The sequence below is a fragment of the Saccharothrix xinjiangensis genome (genome assembly GCF_039527585.1).
Lineage (GTDB): Bacteria > Actinomycetota > Actinomycetes > Mycobacteriales > Pseudonocardiaceae > Actinosynnema > Actinosynnema xinjiangensis.
Genome location: NZ_BAAAKE010000008.1, coordinates 282,976 through 300,481, shown reverse-complemented (window position 1 = coordinate 300,481; position 17,506 = coordinate 282,976). Strand labels below are relative to the sequence as shown.

At 73.2% G+C, this 17,506-nt stretch carries 15 protein-coding genes; 9 read left to right on the top strand and 6 right to left on the bottom strand.

The features are described from left to right. Positions 1 to 80 precede the first annotated feature (80 nt). The 7 genes from ABD223_RS19825 (at position 81) to ABD223_RS19795 (ending at position 8,649) form a co-directional block, all read left to right on the top strand. Positions 81 to 773: a DUF899 domain-containing protein gene (locus ABD223_RS19825; RefSeq protein WP_344037788.1), complete on the top strand. Its 693-nt coding sequence runs from the start codon at positions 81 to 83 to the stop codon at positions 771 to 773. Between the two features lie 122 nt (positions 774 to 895). After that, positions 896 to 1,642: an SDR family NAD(P)-dependent oxidoreductase gene (locus ABD223_RS19820; protein WP_344037787.1), complete on the top strand. Its 747-nt coding sequence runs from the start codon at positions 896 to 898 to the stop codon at positions 1,640 to 1,642. 390 nt (positions 1,643 to 2,032) lie between these two features. Further along, complete coding sequence (locus ABD223_RS19815) at positions 2,033 to 3,970, top strand: ASPIC/UnbV domain-containing protein (RefSeq protein ID WP_344037786.1); 1,938 nt, start codon at positions 2,033 to 2,035, stop codon at positions 3,968 to 3,970. Further along, the gene (locus tag ABD223_RS19810) at positions 3,967 to 5,007 is read left to right on the top strand and encodes an enediyne biosynthesis protein (RefSeq protein WP_344037785.1); all 1,041 of its coding nucleotides are present in this window, start codon (positions 3,967 to 3,969) and stop codon (positions 5,005 to 5,007) included. The genes ABD223_RS19815 and ABD223_RS19810 overlap by 4 nt, the downstream gene beginning before the upstream one ends. Further along, a complete protein-coding gene (locus ABD223_RS19805; protein ID WP_344037784.1) occupies positions 5,004 to 6,326 on the top strand; it encodes an ACP S-malonyltransferase in 1,323 nt (440 codons plus the stop codon). The genes ABD223_RS19810 and ABD223_RS19805 overlap by 4 nt, the downstream gene beginning before the upstream one ends. 89 nt (positions 6,327 to 6,415) lie before the next feature. Next, on the top strand, positions 6,416 to 6,892 hold the full coding sequence (locus ABD223_RS19800; protein ID WP_344037813.1) for a flavin reductase family protein: 477 nt from the start codon (positions 6,416 to 6,418) through the stop codon (positions 6,890 to 6,892). A 218-nt stretch (positions 6,893 to 7,110) separates the two neighbouring features. Beyond that, on the top strand, positions 7,111 to 8,649 hold the full coding sequence (locus ABD223_RS19795; protein ID WP_344037812.1) for an acyl-CoA carboxylase subunit beta: 1,539 nt from the start codon (positions 7,111 to 7,113) through the stop codon (positions 8,647 to 8,649). Positions 8,650 to 8,680: 31 nt separating this feature from the next. On the opposite strand, the gene ABD223_RS19790 is transcribed toward ABD223_RS19795, so the two are convergent. Then, complete coding sequence (locus ABD223_RS19790; protein ID WP_344037783.1) at positions 8,681 to 9,364, bottom strand: TetR/AcrR family transcriptional regulator; 684 nt, start codon at positions 9,362 to 9,364, stop codon at positions 8,681 to 8,683. Between the two features lie 487 nt (positions 9,365 to 9,851). Between ABD223_RS19790 and ABD223_RS19785 the strand changes: the two genes are divergently transcribed. Next, positions 9,852 to 10,607: a helix-turn-helix transcriptional regulator gene (locus ABD223_RS19785; RefSeq protein WP_344037782.1), complete on the top strand. Its 756-nt coding sequence runs from the start codon at positions 9,852 to 9,854 to the stop codon at positions 10,605 to 10,607. Positions 10,608 to 10,690: 83 nt separating this feature from the next. On the opposite strand, the gene ABD223_RS19780 is transcribed toward ABD223_RS19785, so the two are convergent. The 3 genes from ABD223_RS19780 to ABD223_RS19770 are packed head-to-tail and all read right to left on the bottom strand — an operon-like array spanning position 10,691 to position 14,115. Next, complete coding sequence (locus ABD223_RS19780) at positions 10,691 to 11,731, bottom strand: carboxymuconolactone decarboxylase family protein (RefSeq protein ID WP_344037781.1); 1,041 nt, start codon at positions 11,729 to 11,731, stop codon at positions 10,691 to 10,693. 42 nt (positions 11,732 to 11,773) lie between these two features. Continuing rightward, entirely contained in the window at positions 11,774 to 13,126 is a 1,353-nt protein-coding gene (locus ABD223_RS19775; protein WP_344037780.1) for a cytochrome P450, read from the bottom strand. After that, entirely contained in the window at positions 13,123 to 14,115 is a 993-nt protein-coding gene (locus tag ABD223_RS19770; protein WP_344037779.1) for a DUF1702 family protein, read from the bottom strand. The genes ABD223_RS19775 and ABD223_RS19770 overlap by 4 nt, the downstream gene beginning before the upstream one ends. A 260-nt stretch (positions 14,116 to 14,375) precedes the next feature. On the opposite strand from ABD223_RS19770, the gene ABD223_RS19765 reads away from it, so the two are divergent. Next, positions 14,376 to 15,923: a GMC family oxidoreductase gene (locus ABD223_RS19765; protein WP_344037778.1), complete on the top strand. Its 1,548-nt coding sequence runs from the start codon at positions 14,376 to 14,378 to the stop codon at positions 15,921 to 15,923. Between the two features lie 63 nt (positions 15,924 to 15,986). On the opposite strand, the gene ABD223_RS19760 is transcribed toward ABD223_RS19765, so the two are convergent. Both ABD223_RS19760 and ABD223_RS19755 read right to left on the bottom strand, forming a co-directional pair. Then, positions 15,987 to 16,856: an SDR family NAD(P)-dependent oxidoreductase gene (locus ABD223_RS19760; RefSeq protein ID WP_344037777.1), complete on the bottom strand. Its 870-nt coding sequence runs from the start codon at positions 16,854 to 16,856 to the stop codon at positions 15,987 to 15,989. Further along, positions 16,853 to 17,503 (bottom strand): carboxymuconolactone decarboxylase family protein, encoded by a 651-nt coding sequence (locus tag ABD223_RS19755; protein ID WP_344037776.1) that lies wholly within the window; start codon positions 17,501 to 17,503, stop codon positions 16,853 to 16,855. Before ABD223_RS19755 ends, ABD223_RS19760 begins: the two co-directional genes overlap by 4 nt. Positions 17,504 to 17,506: the final 3 nt, after the last annotated feature.

Sequence of the window (17,506 nt, the reverse complement as noted above, 5' to 3'; positions counted from 1 at the left end):
AGGACCGCGGCAGATCGACCCTCGGGCGATGTCCCGGGTATCGGCGGAGCCGACCGCGTCGGCACCCAGGAGGAGAACTGATGAACCGAGTCGTTTCCAGGGCGGAGTGGCTGGAAGCCCGCAAGGCCCTGTTGGAGAAGGAGAAGGAAGTCACCAAGGCGCGCGACAGGATCGCGGCGGAGCGGCGCGCGCTGCCGATGGTGAAGGTCGAGAAGGAATACCTCTTCGAAGGGCCGCAGGGCACCCTCACGCTGCTCGACATGTTCGAGGGCCGCCGCCAGCTCGTCGTCCGGCACTACATGTACAGCCCGGGGGCCGAGGAGGGCTGCATCGGGTGCTCGATGCAGGCCGACAGCGTGGGGGAGCTGGCGCACATGCGGGCCAGGGACACCACGTTCGCCATGGTCTCCCGCGCGCCGCTGGCCGACTTCCAGGCCTTCAAGGCCAGGATGGGCTGGACCATGCCGTGGTACTCGTCGTACGGCAGCGACTTCAACTACGACTACGAGGTCTCGACCGAGCAGGGCGAGTCGCCCGGCGTCAGCGCGTTCTACCGCGAGGGCGACGACGCGTACTTCACCTACTCGATCTTCGACCGGGGCGGCGACATCTTCAAGAACTTCTACAACTACCTGGACATCACGCACCTCGGGCGCCAGGAGGACCAGCTGGAGCACCCCTGGGACTGGTGGCGCTTCAAGGACCGCTACGACGTCGAGGGCGCGACCGGTCCCGGCGACAACTGGTGGAACGGCACGAGGTACCAGTCGTAACCACCCCGGGTCGGCGGCCCCGAGGGCTGCCCGCGCACCCCGGCGCCCGCCCCCGCGCCGGGGTGCGCCACCGAACGGACAGGCACGGAGAACGACCAACACCACGAGCGGGAGGACCCATCATGGGCGACTTGTCCGGCAGGACCGCGATCGTCGTCGGCGCGAGCCGGGGCCTGGGCCACGGAATCGCCACCGCGCTGGCCCAGGCGGGGGCGCCGGTGGTCGCGGTGTCCCGGACACCGGCGGAGTTCCCGGACACCGGCGCGAGCCCGATCCGCCACGAGATCGCCGACGCGGGCGACCCCAGGGTCGCCGCCGACCTCATCGACCGCCACCACCCGGAGGTGGTCGTCCTGGTCGCGGGCGCCGTCCCGCACATGCGCCCGCTCCAGCAGCAGACGTGGGAGACGTTCTCCGCCAACTGGGAAACCGACGTGCGGATCGCGTTCCACTGGCTGCGCGAGGCGCTGCTCACGCCGCTGCCGCAGGGCAGCCGGGTGGTCGTGTTCAGCAGCGGCGCCGCCCTCAACGCCGACGGGTCGCCGCTGAGCGGCGGCTACGCCGGAGCCAAGGCCACCCAGCGCTACATCGCCGCCTACGCGCAGGGCGAGGCGCGCGGCGCGGGCCTGGGCATCACCTTCACCGCCGTGCTGCCCCGGTTCGCGCCGTCGACCGGCGTCGGCCGGGCGGGCGTCGAGGCCTACGCCGCCCGCGCGGGCCTGGAGGTGGAGGACTTCCTGCGCCACCACATGCCGCTGCTCACCCCGGAGATCGCGGGCAAGGCCGTGGTCGACCTGGTGCGGGCGGACGCGGGCGGTGTCGTGCCCGCCTACGTGCTCAACGGCAACGGCCTGCACGCCCTGTCCTGATCCGGGCGCGAACAAGGGGCGGGACCTCCTCGGGGGTCCCGCCCCTTGTTCGTGGCGCCGATTTCCCCGGAACCACCGAAATGCACGTGAACGCCGGTGACTTTCCGTTCCACACCGCGGACGAATTCCCACCTGAACGACCGCCCCCTCGGCAAGTCGGGAGAAGTGGCGCCGAGACGGCCGCTCCCATACTGGTTCCCGAGTTGGCCGGCTGTGCACGCCGTCGACCCGGGTCGACGCCCGAACGGGAACACCCCGGGCCCGGTGGCCGCGGCACGCCGTTTGTCGCTACCAATCCAGTGAGCCTCGCGGGAGAAAATCCCGACGGCGGTCGGCGGGGAGATCATGGCTGAATTCGCAGGACGAACGCGCAGGCTTGTGCCGGGGGTGGTGACGATCCTCGTCGCCGCCCTGTTGTTCTCGGTGTCGCAGAACGCGGTCGCGGTGTCCGGGGGTGACGAGATCGCCGCGCAGTACAAGTTCCGGGAGCTGCCCATAGCGCTGCCCCCGGGCTACCAGGACCGGGAGATGAAGGACATCCGGGAGGTCAACCCGGCCTACTTCCGCATCCGCAGCTGGGTGTCCTCGGTCGGCGCGGGCGTCGCGCTCAACGACCTCACCGGCAGCGGGCGCCCCAGCTCGCTGTGCATCGTCGACCCGCGCACCGACGAGGTCGTCGTGACCTACGCGCCCAACGCGCCGGAGGAGGACCGGTTCGACCCGTTCCTGCTCGACCCCGCGCCGCTGCCGATGGGGCGCGCGATGGCGCCCACCGGCTGCACGCCCGGCGACTACAACGTGGACGGCCGCACCGACCTGCTGGTCACCTACTGGGGCCGCACGCCCGTCCTGTTCCTGGCCAAGGCCGGCGCCGAGGAGGTCGCCCTCGACTCCTACCGGCCGCAGGAACTCGTCCCGCAGGTCACCGTGGACGGCGACTACCACGGCCCGAAGTGGCACACCAACGCCGTCACCGTCGGCGACCTCGCCGGCAACGGGCGACCGGACATCATCATCGGCAACTACTTCCCCGACTCCGACGTCCTGGACCCGCAGGGCCAGAACAACGTGACGATGAACGACTCCCTCTCACGCGCCCTCAACGGCGGCGGCAGCCACGTGCTGCGCTGGGAGTCGGGCACCGCGGGCGAGGAGCCCGCGGCCGCCTACTCCCAGGAGACCGACGCCATCCCCTACCTGGCCGCGAACGGCTGGACCCTGGGCCTGAGCAACGCCGACATGACCGGCGACGGGCGCCCCGAGGTCTACATCGCCAACGACTTCGGCCACGACTTCATGCTGCACAACACCTCGTCCGAGGACGCCATCAAGTTCTCCGTCGTCGAGGGCGAGCGCACCCCGACCACGCCCAAGTCCTTCATCGTCGGCAACGACTCCTTCAAGGGCATGGGCGTCGACTTCGGCGACGTCGACCGCAACGGCAGCTTCGACATGGCCGTCAGCAACATCACCACCGCCTGGGGCCTGGAGGAGAGCCACTTCCTGTGGGTCAACGACGCCCCGAGCCCCGGGGACATGGCCGAGGCGATGGGCCGCGGCGTCGCCGACTTCACCCAGCGCGCCCAGGAGTTCAACACCGCGTGGTCCGGCTGGGGCTGGGACATCAAGATGGGCGACTTCGCCAACACCGGCAACCTCGACGTCGTCCAGACCACCGGCTTCGTCAAGGGCGACATCGACCGCTGGCCCTGGCTCCAGGAGCTGGCCATGTCCAACGACATGCTGGTCTCCAACCCGGCGATGTGGCCGAACATGCAGCCCGGCGACGACATCTCCGGCCACGAGGCGCCCGCGTTCTTCGCCCGCGGCCGCCACCACGACACGTTCGTCAACATCACCGGCGAGCTGGGCCTGGGCGTGCACCACCCCAGCCGCGGCATCGCCACCGGCGACACCAACCGCACCGGCGCGCTCGACCTCGCCATCGCCCGGCAGTGGGGCCCGCCCTCGTTCTACGCCAACGAGGCGCCCGACCGCGGCGGCTACCTGACGCTGCACCTGTACCGGCCGGTGGAGGGCCCGAGGACGGGCCTGTCCGGACCGGGGACGCCGGTGTACGGCGCCACCGTCGAGGCCACCACGCCCGACGGCCGCAAGCAGGTCTCGCAGCTCGACGGCGGCAGCGGCCACGGCGGCAAGCGCAGCTTCGACGTCCACTTCGGCTTCGGCGACCACACCGGGCCGGTGACCGTGAAGCTCTGCTGGCGCGACCTCGACGGCCGCCTGCACGAGCAGACGACGCAGCTCGACCAGGGTGACCGCACCCTCGTCCTGACCGACACCGCACAGGAGGTTCCGGGCCGATGAGCGCCACCGCCGACACCGACCGGGCGGGGGCGGGCTCACCGCCTCCCGCGTCGCCGACCATCCCCGCGCCGAAGAAGCCCAAGCTGGACCCCCGCTACGTCGCGCTGCGCAACTTCGCCCTCTCCATCAGCGTGTTCAACACCTTCGGCTACACCCTGCTCGGGTTCGAGCAGCCGTGGCTGTGGCCGATCATCGCCGTGCTCACCGGCTACCTCACCGAGATCGCGCTGGAGGTGATCAGCGCCTGGTCCAACGGGCGCGCGCCCCGCTTCCTCGGCAACGGCCCGCGCGGGGTCTACGAGTTCCTGCTGCCCGCGCACATCACCGCGCTCGCGGTGAACATGCTGCTCTACGCGAACAACCAGCTGTGGCCGGTGCTGTTCGGCGTGTTCTGCGGCGTGGCGGCCAAGCACGTCCTCCAGGCCCCGATCGCGGGTCGGATGCGGCACTACATGAACCCGTCGAACTTCGGCATCACCATGGCGCTGCTGTTCTTCGGCTCGTGGATCAGCATCGCGCCGCCGTACGAGTTCACGGAGGAGGCCAACTACTTCTGGCGCGTGATGATCCCGATCATCATCGCGACCGCGGGCACCGTGATCAACGGCATGCTCACCAAGCGCGTGCCGCTGATCGTGGGCTGGATGGGCGGCTTCGCCATCCAGGCGTTCGTCCGGCACTGGATCTGGGACGTGTCGCTCTACAACGCGCTCGGCGTGATGACCGGCGTCGCGTTCGTCCTGTTCACCAACTACATGATCACCGACCCGGGCACGACGCCGACCAAACCGCTCAACCAGTTCATGTTCGGCAGCGGGGTGGCGTTCGTCTACGGCATCCTCATGGTCTTCAACATCGTCTACACTCTGTTCTTCGCCACCGCGATCGTGTGCCTCATCCGCGGCCTGGGCTGGTGGGCGGCGCACCTGCGCGACAAGTCCCGGCAGGCGAAGGCGGCTGCCGGCGCGCCGTCGGACCCCGCGCCCACCCGGCCCACCGGCCACGGGCACAGCGGCAGCGAGGTGGTCCGGGTATGAGCGCGCGAACCGGCGCGACCGGGCCGGGCGACCTGCCCGACGCGGAGGTGTTGCTGGTCGACGCGCCCGACCACGGGTCGCTCCGCCCGGCGCTGGCGGGGCCGGCCGAGCTCGTCGCGGGCGCCGACCGCGCCCGCCTGGCCGACCTGGCCGGCTCCCTCGCCGCCGAGCTGTCCGGCCGCCCGGTTCGCGCCGCCGTCGTCGCCGCGACGGCGCAGGAGGCCCGCGCCCGGTTCACCCGGCTCGCCGAGCTGGTCGAGGCGGGGGAGACGAGCGCGTTCTCGCCGGGGGAGGGGCTGTTCCTCGACCGGCGGGACGCGCCGCCCAGGATCGCCCTGCTGTTCCCGGCGCAGGGCCCGCGCGGCGGCGTCGCCGGCGCGGTCGGCCGCTTCCCCGCGGCGGCCGACGTGCTGCGCGCCGCCGACCAGGGCGACGGCCAGGTCCGCGTGGTGGCCGGCTCGCTGGCCGCCGCGCGGGCGGTGGAGTCCGTCGGCGTGCGGGCGGCGGTGGCGGTCGGCCACAGCCTGGGCGAGTTCGCCGCGTTCGCGTGGGCCGGCGCGATGGACGACGGGCAGGCTCTCGCGCTCGCGGCCCACCGCGGCCGGGTGATGGCCGACGCGGGCGACGGCACGGGCGGCATGGCCGTCCTGCTCACCGGGGCCGAGCGGGCGATCGACCTGGCCCGGGGGCGGGACGTGGTGGTCGCGGGCTTCCACAGCCCGCACCAGGTCGTGCTGTCCGGCGCGGCCGACGCCCTCGACCGGGTGTGCGCCGCCGCCGAGGACGACGGCGTGCCCGCGTTCCGGCTCAAGGCGCCGCACGCCTTCCACACGCCGCGCGTCCGGGCCGCCGCCGACGCCATGGCCGAGGTGCTGGCCGGCGTCGGTTTCGGGCCGGTGACCAGGGAGGTCGTCTCCACCGTGACCGCCCGCCCGGTCGGGGCCGACGCCGACGTGCGCGGCCTGCTGCGGGACCAGGTCCTCGCGCCGGTCCGGTTCCACCAGGCCGCCGCCCGCGCGATCGCCGGCGCGGACCTGGTGCTCGAAGTGGGCCCGGGACGCGCGCTCACCGACCTGGTCGCCGAGATCGACCCGGCCGCCAGGGCGCTGGCCACCGACACCGACAGCCCGTCGTCGGTCCCGCTGCTCACCGCGGTGGCCGCGGCGTTCGCGCTCGGCGCGCCGGTCGACGGCGCGGCGCTGTTCGCCGGCCGGACCTGGAGCCCCGTGCGGACCCGGCTGCCGCGGGGTGACGACGGGCTGGAACGGGTGGTCGAGAGCTGCTGCCGACCGGCGGCGCGCCCGAGCGCCACCGGGTGACCCGAGGAGGCATCGTGACCGAGAACGGTTCCGCGCCGCGCGGCGAGACACCCGTGGCGACCAAGCCCGCGCCGGGCCTGCGGGAGGTGATGCGCGAGTTCGCCACCGGGATCACCGTGCTGACCACCGGCGGCGACGCCGCCCACGGCATGACGGCCAACGCCTTCACCTCGGTGTCGCTGGACCCGCCGCTGGTGATGTGCTGCGTGTCGCGCACCGCCGTGATGCACTCGGCGATCACCGCGGCCCGGCACTTCGCGGTGTCCGTCCTCGGCGCCGACCAGGAGTCGACGGCCCGGTACTTCGCCGACCGGCGACGCCCGCGCGGTCCCGCGCAGTTCAACGGCGTCGACTGGCGGCCGGGCCCGCACACCGGCGCGCCCCTGCTGGACGGCGCGTCGGCGTGGCTGGAGTGCCGGCTCGCCGACGCCCACGAGGGCGGCGACCACACCATCTTCGTCGGCGAGGTGCTGGCCGCGGGCGCCTCGCCCGGCGAGGGGCCGCTGCTGTTCTTCGGCGGGGGCTACCGCCGGGTGGCGCCCGCACCGGGGGGTGCGCGCCCGTGACGACCGGTTCGGCCGACGACGTGGTGGCGCGGCCCGCCGGCAACGGGCGGGGCGACGTCGAGGTGGACTTCGTGCCGGTGGAGGTGCCGCGCCCGGCCAGGGGGAACGGTCATGCCGGCGGGAACGGCCAGGCCAAGGGGAACGGCGGGGCCAAGGCGACCGGCCAGACCAGGGGGAACGGCGGGGCCGCCCCCGCGGGCGCCGCGCCGCCGCGCACCATGGACGCGGTGCGCGAGGCGCACGGCAGGCTGCGCGAGGAGATCGTGGCGGGCCGGCCGGAGGGGGTGCGCCGCCAGCACGCCCTGGGCAAGCGCACCGCCCGCGAGCGCCTGGCCCTCCTGCTCGACGAGGGCTCGTTCGTGGAGGTCGACCTCTACCGGCGGCACCTCGGCACCGGTATGCGGCTGTCGAGCCGGCCGCACACCGACGGCGTGGTCGCGGGCAGCGGCACGGTCGACGGCCGCCGGGTGTTCGTCTACGCCCAGGACTTCACCGTCTTCGGCGGCTCGCTCGGCGAGGCGCACGCGGCCAAGATCCACAAGGTGCTGGACCTGGCGATCGCCACCGGGTCGCCGATCATCGCGCTCAACGACAGCGGCGGCGCCCGCATCCAGGAGGGCGTGATGTCCCTGCACGGCTACGGGGGCATCTTCCGCCGCGTGGTCGCCGCCTCGGGCGTCGTGCCGCAGATCAGCGTCGTGCTCGGCCCCTGCGCGGGCGGCGCGGCCTACTCGCCCGCGCTGGCGGACTTCACGTTCATGGTCCGGGGCACCGCGCAGATGTACCTGACCGGGCCGGACGTGGTGCAGGCGGTCAACGGCGAGCGGGTGACCCACGACGAGCTGGGTGGCGCCGCCGTCCACGGCGAGCGGTCCGGCGTGGCCGCGTTCGTCTGCGACGACGAGGAGAGCTGCCTGGAGGAGGTCCGGTACCTGCTGTCGCTGCTGCCCTCCAACAACCTCGACCGCGCGCCGTCCGCCGGGCCGTGCGGCGCGACCGAGGACCTGCGCCCGGAGCTGGCCCGCATCGTCCCGGTGGAGCCCAACCGGCCCTACGACGTGCGGCTGCTGGTCGAGGAGCTGCTCGACGACGGCGAGTTCCTGGAGGTGCACCGGGACTGGGCGCGCAACGTCGTCTGCGCGTTCGGGAGGGTCGACGGTGAGACGGTCGGCGTGGTCGGCAACCAGCCGAGCGTGCTGGCCGGCGTGCTGGACATCCCGGCGGCGGAGAAGGCGGCGCGGTTCGTGCGCTTCTGCGACGCCTTCAACATCCCCCTGGTGACCCTGGTGGACGTGCCGGGGTTCCTGCCCGGCACCGAGCAGGAGTACGGCGGCATCATCCGGCACGGCGCGAAGCTGCTCTACGCCTACTGCGAGGCCACGGTGCCGCGCGTCCAGGTGATCGTGCGCAAGGCCTACGGCGGCGCGTACATCGTGATGGACTCCCGGTCCATCGGCACCGACCTGTCGTTCGCCTGGCCCACCAACGAGGTGGCCGTGATGGGCGCGGACGGGGCGGTGAACGTGCTGTACCGCCGCGAGCTGGCCGCCGCGGCCGACCCGGCCGCGCTGCGGGCCGAGCTGGTCGCGGAGTACGCCGAGGCCCTGATGCACCCGCAGTACGCCGCCGAGCGCGGCCTGGTGGACGACGTGATCGACCCCGCGGAGACGCGGGCCGCCGTCGCCCGGGGACTGGCGGTGCTGCGCGACAAGCGCGGCGAGCCGCCCCGGCGCAAGCACGGCAACATCCCGCTCTGAGGCGGGACGCGGGAAGGGCCCCGGCGCGCGGTCAGCGCCGGGGCTCGACCGCGTGCGGCGCGCCCGCGACCTCGCGGCGCACGCGCCGGTTCGCCGCGGCCATCGACTTCGCCGCCGCCTCCGTGGTGTCGCCGACACCGACGATGAGGCCGCGGAGCAGGTTCTCGTGGCAGCGGTCGGCGTCCACCGGGTCGACCAGGTAGCCGCCCAGCTCCAGGTTCACCAGGCCGTGCGTGGCGATCCACAGCTGGTGGGCGACGAGCAGCGGGTCCGCCTGCCGGAACCGGCCGGCCTCCACGCAGCGGCTGACGCACCCGACGACGTCCACGAGGGTGTACCTGCCGTACTGGCGGTCCTCCTCGGTGAGCGAGAAACCGGCCAGCGACTGGCCGCCGAACATCACCGCGTACAGGTGGGAGTTCGCCTTCGCGTTGTGCCGGTAGGCGTGGCCGAGCACGAGCACGTCCGCGACCGGGTCGTCGGTCTGGCGCACGCGCGCGAACTGGCGCTCCAGACGCGCGAACCCCTCGTGGACCATTTCCCGGACCAGGCCGCTCATGCCGCCGAAGTAGGTGTAGACGGCCATGGTCGAGGTGCCGGCCTCGGCGGCGATCTTGCGAGTGGAGAGCGCCTCGGCGCCGTGCTCGGCCAGCAACCGCGCCGCGATGTCGACCAAGGCGGTGCGGATCTCGGGATCCAGCTTGCGCGGGCTCACCTTGACAGTGTTGCACAACGCCGTTATCGTTTACCTAACGATGTTATGCTACAAATGTCGAATCGCGAGGGCATTCCCCGGTGGATGCGTCGATCGGGTGACCGTTCCGTTGTGCCGGCCCTGAGAACCGCTGTGCGCGTTACGGGCGTGTCCCGGTGGCGCGTTGCGGGAAAAGTGGCTCCACGGGGATCCTGGGGCCCATTGCGAAGCCGGTGCGCGCGGTTCGCACACCGTTCGGTCGCAGCGGTTCCACGCAAAGCCGTACCACCGTCTTGCATCGTGCGGTGCCGGCCCGCGCACGGCCACATCGGACCGCCGTCCTGCTAACGTCGTCGACGGGAATTCATGAAATCCGCGCACTGGGCGCGGATGGCGACGGTCGACGAATCGTGGGCGCGGCGAGCGGAATGCGGACGCCGCGCGGGTGGGGGATGTTCCGGAGTTCGTCCGTCGGTGGTCACTCGAACAGCGCAATGGGAGGACTGCTGTGCAGGACGCGGTAGAGCGCGCGATCGACACGATGTGGGACCGCTACCACGAGCCGCTGTCCCTGGCGGACCTGGCGGACACCGCGATACTCAGCAAGTTCTACTTCTCCCGGGTCTTCCGGGCCATGACCGGGACCTCGCCGGGTCGCTTCCTCACCGCGATCCGGCTCAGCAAGGCCAAGGAGCTGCTGCTGGAGACGACGGCGAGCGTCACCGAGATCTCCTACATGGTGGGGTACAACAGCCTGGGGACCTTCACCAGCCGGTTCACCCGCAGCGTCGGCGTCTCACCGGCCCGCTACCGCGCCCTGTCCGGCGCGGGGGTCCTGTCGCTGTCGTCGTTCCCCGGGCCCGCGCGCGGGCCGCAGGGCGGTGCGGTGTGCGGCTGGGTCGGCGTGCCGGACGCGGGCACGCCGGTGCGCGTGTACGTGGGCGCGTTCCGGGACCCGATCGCCCAGGGCGTGCCGAGCGCGTGCGACATCCGCGACGGCTCGGGCCCGTACCAGCTCAACGGCGTGCCCGAGGGCGAGTGGTTCATCCGGGTCGCCGTGGTGGCGGTCAACGCCCTCGACCCGCGCCCGTGGAAGCGGCGGCCGCTGTTCGTCGGGGACGCCGAACCGGTCTTCGCGCGGGCCGGGCAGTCGGTCGAGGTCGACGTCGAGACCAGGCTGCTGCGCCTGCTGGACCTGCCGATCCTGCTGGCGCTGCCCGAACTGGACAGTCGCACCGCGCCGGTGACCGACCGGGTCGGGTGACCGGCGCGAAGAGGTCCGATGTGGACGGAAGGGTCCGCTCCTCGCAAGAGGAGCGGACCCTTCCGATCGCGCGGCCGGTGTCCTCAGCCCGTCCGCACCCAGCCGCCGATCCGCCGCGCCGCCGCCATGCTCGCCCACGACGTCACGTCGATCAGCGCCCGGTCGGCCGGCGAGACCGCGCGGAAGCCGTCGACCACGCCCTGGTCGACCTGGTACGACGCCAGCGCCGTGAGCAGGGCCAGCCGGGCGGTCGCGCGGTGCCGGGAGGGCAGCTCGCCGACCGCCTCCTCCACCCACGCCCGGCTCACGCCCAAGGGCCGCCCGTCCCACCGCGCCAGGTGCGCCGACACCAGCTCGCGCACCTCGTCGGGCACCGAGCGGCGGCCCGCGCGCTCCACCGCGGCCGCGCCCCGGGCGAACGCGCCGGCGACCGAGGGGCTGCCCTCCGCCCAGCGCAGGTCGTCGGGCAGCGGCGCGTCGGGCAGCAGGTCCAGCGACGCGCCCGGCCGCGGTCCGCGCCGCTCGGCCGACTTGATCAGGTGGACCAGCACCCGGCGCACGACCACCATCGACGCCGCGGGCGCACCCGGCGGCAGCGGCAGCTCGCCCAGGAACAGGTTCACCATCCGGTTGAGGTAGTGCAGGACGACCGCCGTGCCGACGACCTCCGCGGCCTGGTCCGCCGGGAACGGCACGGGGTGGGCGGCGGCCGTGTCGGGGCTCGCGTTGGCCCTGGCCCAGTCCGCCGCCGCGCGGGCCGGCGGGTCCCGTTCGGCCCCGCCCCGCCCGCCCACCAGGTCGTTGAGCACCGAGGAGTGCATGGTGACGCAGAACGGGCAGGCGTTGCCCTCGGAGACCGCCGTGGACACGGCCTCCTTCACCGCGCGCGGCGCCCTCCCGGGCACCAGCAGCGTCTCCCGCAACGTCATCCAGGCCGCGGCCAGCACGTCGGGCGCCGGCGCGTGCAGCGCGACGGGCGGCGCGAGCACGCCGAAGTCGCGCTCCAGCTCCCGGTAGACCCGGGCCACGTCACCACCCGCCCTGCCGAACCGCACCGGCCGGACCTGCCGGACCTGGGCGGTCGAGAGACCGCGCAGACCGACCTGGACCAGGGTTGCTCGCATCGGAACCGATCCCTCCCCAACGCCTTCCAGTCGGCCGGCGCCTCACGCGGCCGGCCGCACGGTCATGGGCAGCCCGCCGCGCACGCGCAGCGTCAACATCGGCTCGGCCCGCACCTGGTAGCCCGGCACGGTGGTCAACCGCAGCTCGCGCACCACCGCGGCGGTGACGATGGTGGCCTCCAGCATGCCGAGCCCGCTGCCGATGCACACGCGCGGTCCCGCGCCGAACGGGATGTAGGCGTAGCGCGGCCTGCCGTCGGCCCGGCCCGACTCGAACCGGTCCGGGTCGAACCGGTCCGGCTCCTCCCAGAACCCGGGGTGGCGGTGCAGGGTGTACGGGCAGATCAGCACGTCGGCGCCCGCGGGCACGCGGTAGCCGCCGATCTGGTCGGGGCCGCGCGACAGCCGCGGCAGCAGCCACACCGGCGGGTAGAGCCGCATGACCTCCTGGATCACCATCGTGGTGTACCGCAGCCGGCGCACGTCCGCGAGCGTCGGCAACCGGTCGCCGAGCACCTCCACCACCTCGGCGTGCACCCGCTCCCACACCTCGGGGTGCCGGTCGAGCAGGTGGAAGGTCCAGCTCAGGGTGCTGGCCGTGGTCTCGTGCCCGGCCAGCAGCAGGGTCACCATCTCGTCGCGCATCCGCAGCCGGCCCGCCCGCGCGTCGGGCTCCCGGCGGAGGGCCTCGACGAGCCGGGACAGCACGTCGTCGCCCTCGGGGACCGGGTTCGCGGCGCGCTCGGCGGCCAGCCGGGCGACGATGCGGTCCAGGTCGGCGCGGGCCCGGCGGAACCGGCGCTGCCGGGGCAGCGGCAGCCACGTCGGCACCGCGCCCAGCGACATCATCTCGAACATCGCCTGGTCCTGGACCGCCTCGAACGACTCGCCGATCGACTCGAACGCGCCGAGGTCCGCGTCGAGCAGGGTGCGCCCGAGGACGCCCAGGGTCAGCCCGGTCATCTCGTCGCTGATGTCGACCGGCCCGTCGCCCCGCCGCCGCAGCCGCTCCACCAGCCCAGCCGCCTCCTGCGCGATCACCTCGGCCTTGCCGTTGACGCGCTTGGCCTGGAACACCGGCTGGATGGTCTTGCGCTGCGCCTTCCACACCTCGCCCTCGCTGGTGAGCAGGCCGTCGCCGAGGGCGCGGCGGGCGTGCACCAGGCCGATTCCCTTGGTGTAGTTGGCGGCGTTGTCGGTCAGCACGTGCCTGGCGTGGTCGGGGTGGTTGAAGAAGTGCAGCGACTTGGGGCCCAGCCGCAGCCGCACCGCGTCGCCGTACCGGCGCGACACCGAGGTCATCACCGACAGGCGGTCGCGGGCCATGCGCACCAGCAGGCCCGGTGTCGCGCCGCGTGGCGGTCCGGGCAGCTCCGACGGCTCGGTGGTCGTCACGACGACACCTCGGCGCCGGTGACGAAAGCCGCGGTGATGCGCCTGCGCCACACCTCGTAGGAGGGCACGCCGGGTTCGCCGGGCACCTCGGCGGCGGTCGCGGGCCGCGTGCGGTCGCACAGCTGTCGCGCCTCCTCCGGCGACATGCCGCAGAACACCCGGGTGGCCAGGGAGGTGTGCTCGTCGCCGAGACCGGCCTCCAGCCGCGCGGTGGCGGCGAACGCGCTGCCCTGCGCGACGTGCGGCAGGTGCTCGCCCGCGCGGTCGCGGAACGCCCGCAGCTCGCCCTCGTCCGCGGCCCCCGCGTAGGTCGCGGCCAGGCCCGCGCCGCTGTAGAGGTCGGGTCGGCGCTCCGCGGCGAAGGAGCCGAGGAGGTCCGCCACGACGCGGTGGTCCGCGCCGCCCACGAACCACATCGCCCGGCCGATGCCCTGGTCGATCGCGTGGTCGGCGTACCAGGCGTGGTCGCCGCCGGGCCAGGGGAAGCCCGGCTCGCGGTACTGGCCCCGGACGTACTTCTCGGTGCGGAAGTAGGCCTGGTGGAAGCCGTAGCCGTCCAGCGCGAGCCACCGCAGCAGCGGGTCGCCCAGCTCCAGCCGCGACCAGCGGAACCGGGGCACGCGGGCCATCGCCCAGCCGATGCCGACGTAGGCCATGTAGGAGTGCCGGGCGGCGCGCCCGGCCAGGAACCGCGTGGTCCGGCCGCCCCGGCCGAAGGGGAGCCCGTCGCGCACCGCGAAGCCCATCGCCGCGCCCTCGTAGGCGAAACCGCGGAACCTGCGCGGCACCTGCTCCAGCCGCTCCTCGGGTTCCTCCGGGGTCCGGGCCTCGGCGGCGTACGCGTAACCCTCCAGGAAAGAGCGGCCGACGGTTTCCAGGAGGTCGCGCGCAGCCGCGTCCTTCTCGTGGAAACCGCGTACTTCGAGTTTCGTGTTCGACACGCCGGGAGTCAGCACGCGTCGCCTGAGAGCCCGCCACGGGCCGGCCATTTTCGCTCCCTTCGCCCTGCCGCGGGTGAGCGCGGCGATCGGGACTACTGGAAATCGTCGAGCGGGCCCGTGCCCGATGCCTACTTCGAGCGTGCGAACCGCTCGAACCGGGGCCGGGAACACCCGGTCGCGCGCCTTTCCGGCACCGGTGATCACGGCGGGCAAGTGGCGAGTAGCCGGACCCGGGCACGGGTGCGACGCTCGGGCCGGAGGGGCCGCAGACCCTGCGCCCGAAGTGCCGACAAACCCCGAGGACACTCATGACGGCTCACTTTGACGACATCATCGTCGGTGCCGGATCGGCCGGCGCGGCGCTCGCGGTCCGGCTGAGCGAGGACCCGGCGCGACGCGTGCTGCTGCTGGAGGGCGGTCCGGACCACCTCACGCCGGAGGAGATCCCGGAGGAGATCCGCTACGGCCGGACCATGTCGTTCACCGGTCAGGACTGGGCCTTCCGCGCGGAGGTGCACGACGGCCGGCGCATCCGCTACCCGCGCGGCCGGGCCACGGGCGGGTCGTCCGCGGTTGGCGCGACGGTCGGGCTGCGCGGCGTGCCCGCCGACTACGACGACTGGGCCGCCGCCGGGAACCCGGGCTGGTCCTACGCCGACGTGCTGCCCCGCTTCCGCCGGCTGGAGCGCGACCTGGACTTCGGCGAGGGCGAGTTCCACGGCGGCGGCGGACCCATGCCGATCCGGCGCTGGCGGCCCGAGGAGCTGGCGCCGGGGCAGACGGCGTTCGTGGAGTCGTGCCTGGACGCCGGCTTCCCGGAGGTCAAGGACCACAACCACCCCGAGGCCACCGGCGTCGGGTCGATCCCCTCGACCCGCCACGACGCCGTGCACCGCGCCACGACCGCGACGACCTACCTGAGCCTGGTCCGCGACCGGGAGAACCTGGAGATCCGGTCCGGCACGCTGGTCGACCGCGTGGTGTTCGGGGGTTCCCGGGCGATCGGCGTGCTGGCCGCCACCGACGGCGGCTCCTACGAGCTGGTGGAGGGCCGCCGGGTCGTGCTGGCCGCGGGCGCGGTCGCCTCGCCCGCGATCCTGCTGCGCTCGGGCGTCGGCCCGGCCGAGGACCTGCGCCGGCTCGGCGTCGACGTCCGAGCCGACCTGCCCGGCGTCGGCGCGAACCTCGTCGACCACCAGCGCACCGGCGCGTTCCTGGTGCCGCGGGCCGGCGCGGTGGACCGCACCCGGGCGTTCCTCCAGGAGATCCTGCGGACCACCTCACCGCTCACCGGGGAGTTCAACGACCTCCAGTACTACATGGTCAACCACTTCGACCTGGGGCCGTTCCCGGAACTCCAGATGCTCTCGGGCACCGACGAGATCCTCGGCGTGATGGTGGTGTCGCAGCGGCCCGGCTCGCGCGGGCGGATCACGCTGCCGTCGACCGACCCGGCCGCCCAGCCCGTCATCGCGCTCAACTTCCTCGACGACGAGCGCGAGGTGGACGTCCTGGTCGACGGCGTGCGCACCGCGTGGCAGCTGGCGCACCACCCGGACATCCTGGAGCTGGGGCAGGGTTTCGTGGTGCTGCGCGACGCCATGATCGACAAGGACGACATGGTCCGCCAGTACGTCAAGACGAGCCTGGAGAGCGCCTACCACCCGACCGGCACGGTCCGCATGGGCCCGGTGTCGGACCCCGAGTCGGTCGTCGACCCGCGCGGCGCGGTGCACGGCCTGGAGGCCCTGCACGTCTGCGACGCGTCCGTCATGCCGAGCACGGTGCGCGCCAACACCAACCTGACCTCCATCATGATCGGCGAGCGGATGTCGGACTGGCTGCGCGAGGGGTGAACCCCTTCCGCGCGAGAGCGGCTCCGGACCACGTGGTCCGGAGCCGCTCTCGCGCGGAAGGGCTCAAGGCTGCGGGAAGAACCTGGTGACGAACGCCTCCCAGGCCCGGTCGCCGAAGATCGCCCGCTGCGGGCCCAGCAGCCGCACCGGGATGCCGATCCGGTAGCGGATGCGCGGGTTGGGCGCCGTGATGGCCTTCTCGATCACCTCGGCGACCTTGCCCGAGCGCACCGACGTGCGCCCGCGGCCCTTGGGGTTGTCGACCTCGCGGTAGGCGCCGTGCCACTCCACGAAGCGCTCCCAGAAGTCGGCGTACAGGTCGCTGTCGGTGGTCAGGCCGAGGTCGCCGACGGTGGTGGGCACGAACGAGCCCAGGATCGGCGACGGCTCGATGACGACCACCTTGATGCCCCACGGCGCCACCTCCAGCCGCAGCGAGTCGCTGATGGCCTCCAGGGCGTGCTTGGTGGCCTGGTAGTAGCCGCGGCCGGGCGTGGCGAACAGGCCGAAGATCGACGACATCATGACGACCCGGCCCGACCGGTGCTCGCGCATGCCGGGCAGCACGAGCTGCGTCATCCGGGACAGGCCGAAGAAGTTCGTCTCGAACTGCCGCCGCACCTGCTCCAGCGGCGTCTCGCCGATGGTGCCGTTGAGGCTGTAGGCAGCGTTGTTGACCAGCACGCCGACCGAGCCGTGGTCCTCGGTGACCCGCTCCACCGCGGCGACCATCGACTCCTCGTCGGTGACGTCCACCCGCAGCGTGGTGATGCCCTCCTCGGCGAGGTCCTTCAACCCGTCGAGGTCGCGGCCGGTGGCGTACACCGGCCGGCCGGCGCGGTGCAGGCGCAGCGCCGTGGCGCGGCCCGTGCCCGAGGACAGCCCACCGGAGGAGTTGACCCCGGTGATCAGGACCGCGCGCGACGGGCTCACCGGTCGCCTCCCGCCTGAACCCCCTGCTGCGGGATCGCCTGCGGGGACACCTCCGGTCGGGGCACCTCCTGCTGGGAGACCCGGCTCGCCGCCACCGACAGGCCGAGGCCCAGGCCATCGACCATGCGGGTGATGAAGTTGAACATCGAGGAGGTGAAGAACGCCTCCAGCAGCTCCTCCGCCGTCCAGCCCGACTCCAGGGCGTGCCGCCAGTCCTCGTCCGTGACCTTGTACGCCTCGCGGGTGAGCTTGGTCAGCAGGCGCAGCAGCACCTTGGTGCGCTCGTCCACCGGCAGGTCGTCGGCGGACTTCGCGGACTCGACCGCCGTGGCGATCTCCTCGGGGCCGCCGAACGCGCGGTAGAAGAAGTTGTGGGTGCCGACGCAGTACGGGCACTCGTTCACCTTCGACGTCCAGGCGGAGATCAGCTCGCGCGTCTGCCGCGGCAGCACGCCGCCCAGGTACATGCCCTTGTAGCCGGCCACGACGGCTTCGAGCAGGTCCGGCCGGGTGGACGTGAGGCGGAACATGTCCGGCACGAACGGCAGGTTCGTGGCCTTCTTGACCTCCTCGTACAGCTCGGCGAGGCGGCCCTCGGCCTGGTCCTCGGCGATCAGCGGCACTCGGACGTGGGTGGTTGCGTCCATGGT

Coding starts and splice junctions, on each gene's coding strand:
- ABD223_RS19825 (WP_344037788.1), top strand. CDS start 81: ATGAACCGAGTCGTTTCCAGGGCGGAGTGGCTGGAAGCCCGCAAGGCC.
- ABD223_RS19820 (WP_344037787.1), top strand. CDS start 896: ATGGGCGACTTGTCCGGCAGGACCGCGATCGTCGTCGGCGCGAGCCGG.
- ABD223_RS19810 (WP_344037785.1), top strand. CDS start 3,967: ATGAGCGCCACCGCCGACACCGACCGGGCGGGGGCGGGCTCACCGCCT.
- ABD223_RS19805 (WP_344037784.1), top strand. CDS start 5,004: ATGAGCGCGCGAACCGGCGCGACCGGGCCGGGCGACCTGCCCGACGCG.
- ABD223_RS19800 (WP_344037813.1), top strand. CDS start 6,416: ATGCGCGAGTTCGCCACCGGGATCACCGTGCTGACCACCGGCGGCGAC.
- ABD223_RS19795 (WP_344037812.1), top strand. CDS start 7,111: ATGGACGCGGTGCGCGAGGCGCACGGCAGGCTGCGCGAGGAGATCGTG.
- ABD223_RS19780 (WP_344037781.1), bottom strand. CDS start 11,731: ATGCGAGCAACCCTGGTCCAGGTCGGTCTGCGCGGTCTCTCGACCGCC.
- ABD223_RS19770 (WP_344037779.1), bottom strand. CDS start 14,115: ATGGCCGGCCCGTGGCGGGCTCTCAGGCGACGCGTGCTGACTCCCGGC.
- ABD223_RS19765 (WP_344037778.1), top strand. CDS start 14,376: ATGACGGCTCACTTTGACGACATCATCGTCGGTGCCGGATCGGCCGGC.
- ABD223_RS19755 (WP_344037776.1), bottom strand. CDS start 17,503: ATGGACGCAACCACCCACGTCCGAGTGCCGCTGATCGCCGAGGACCAG.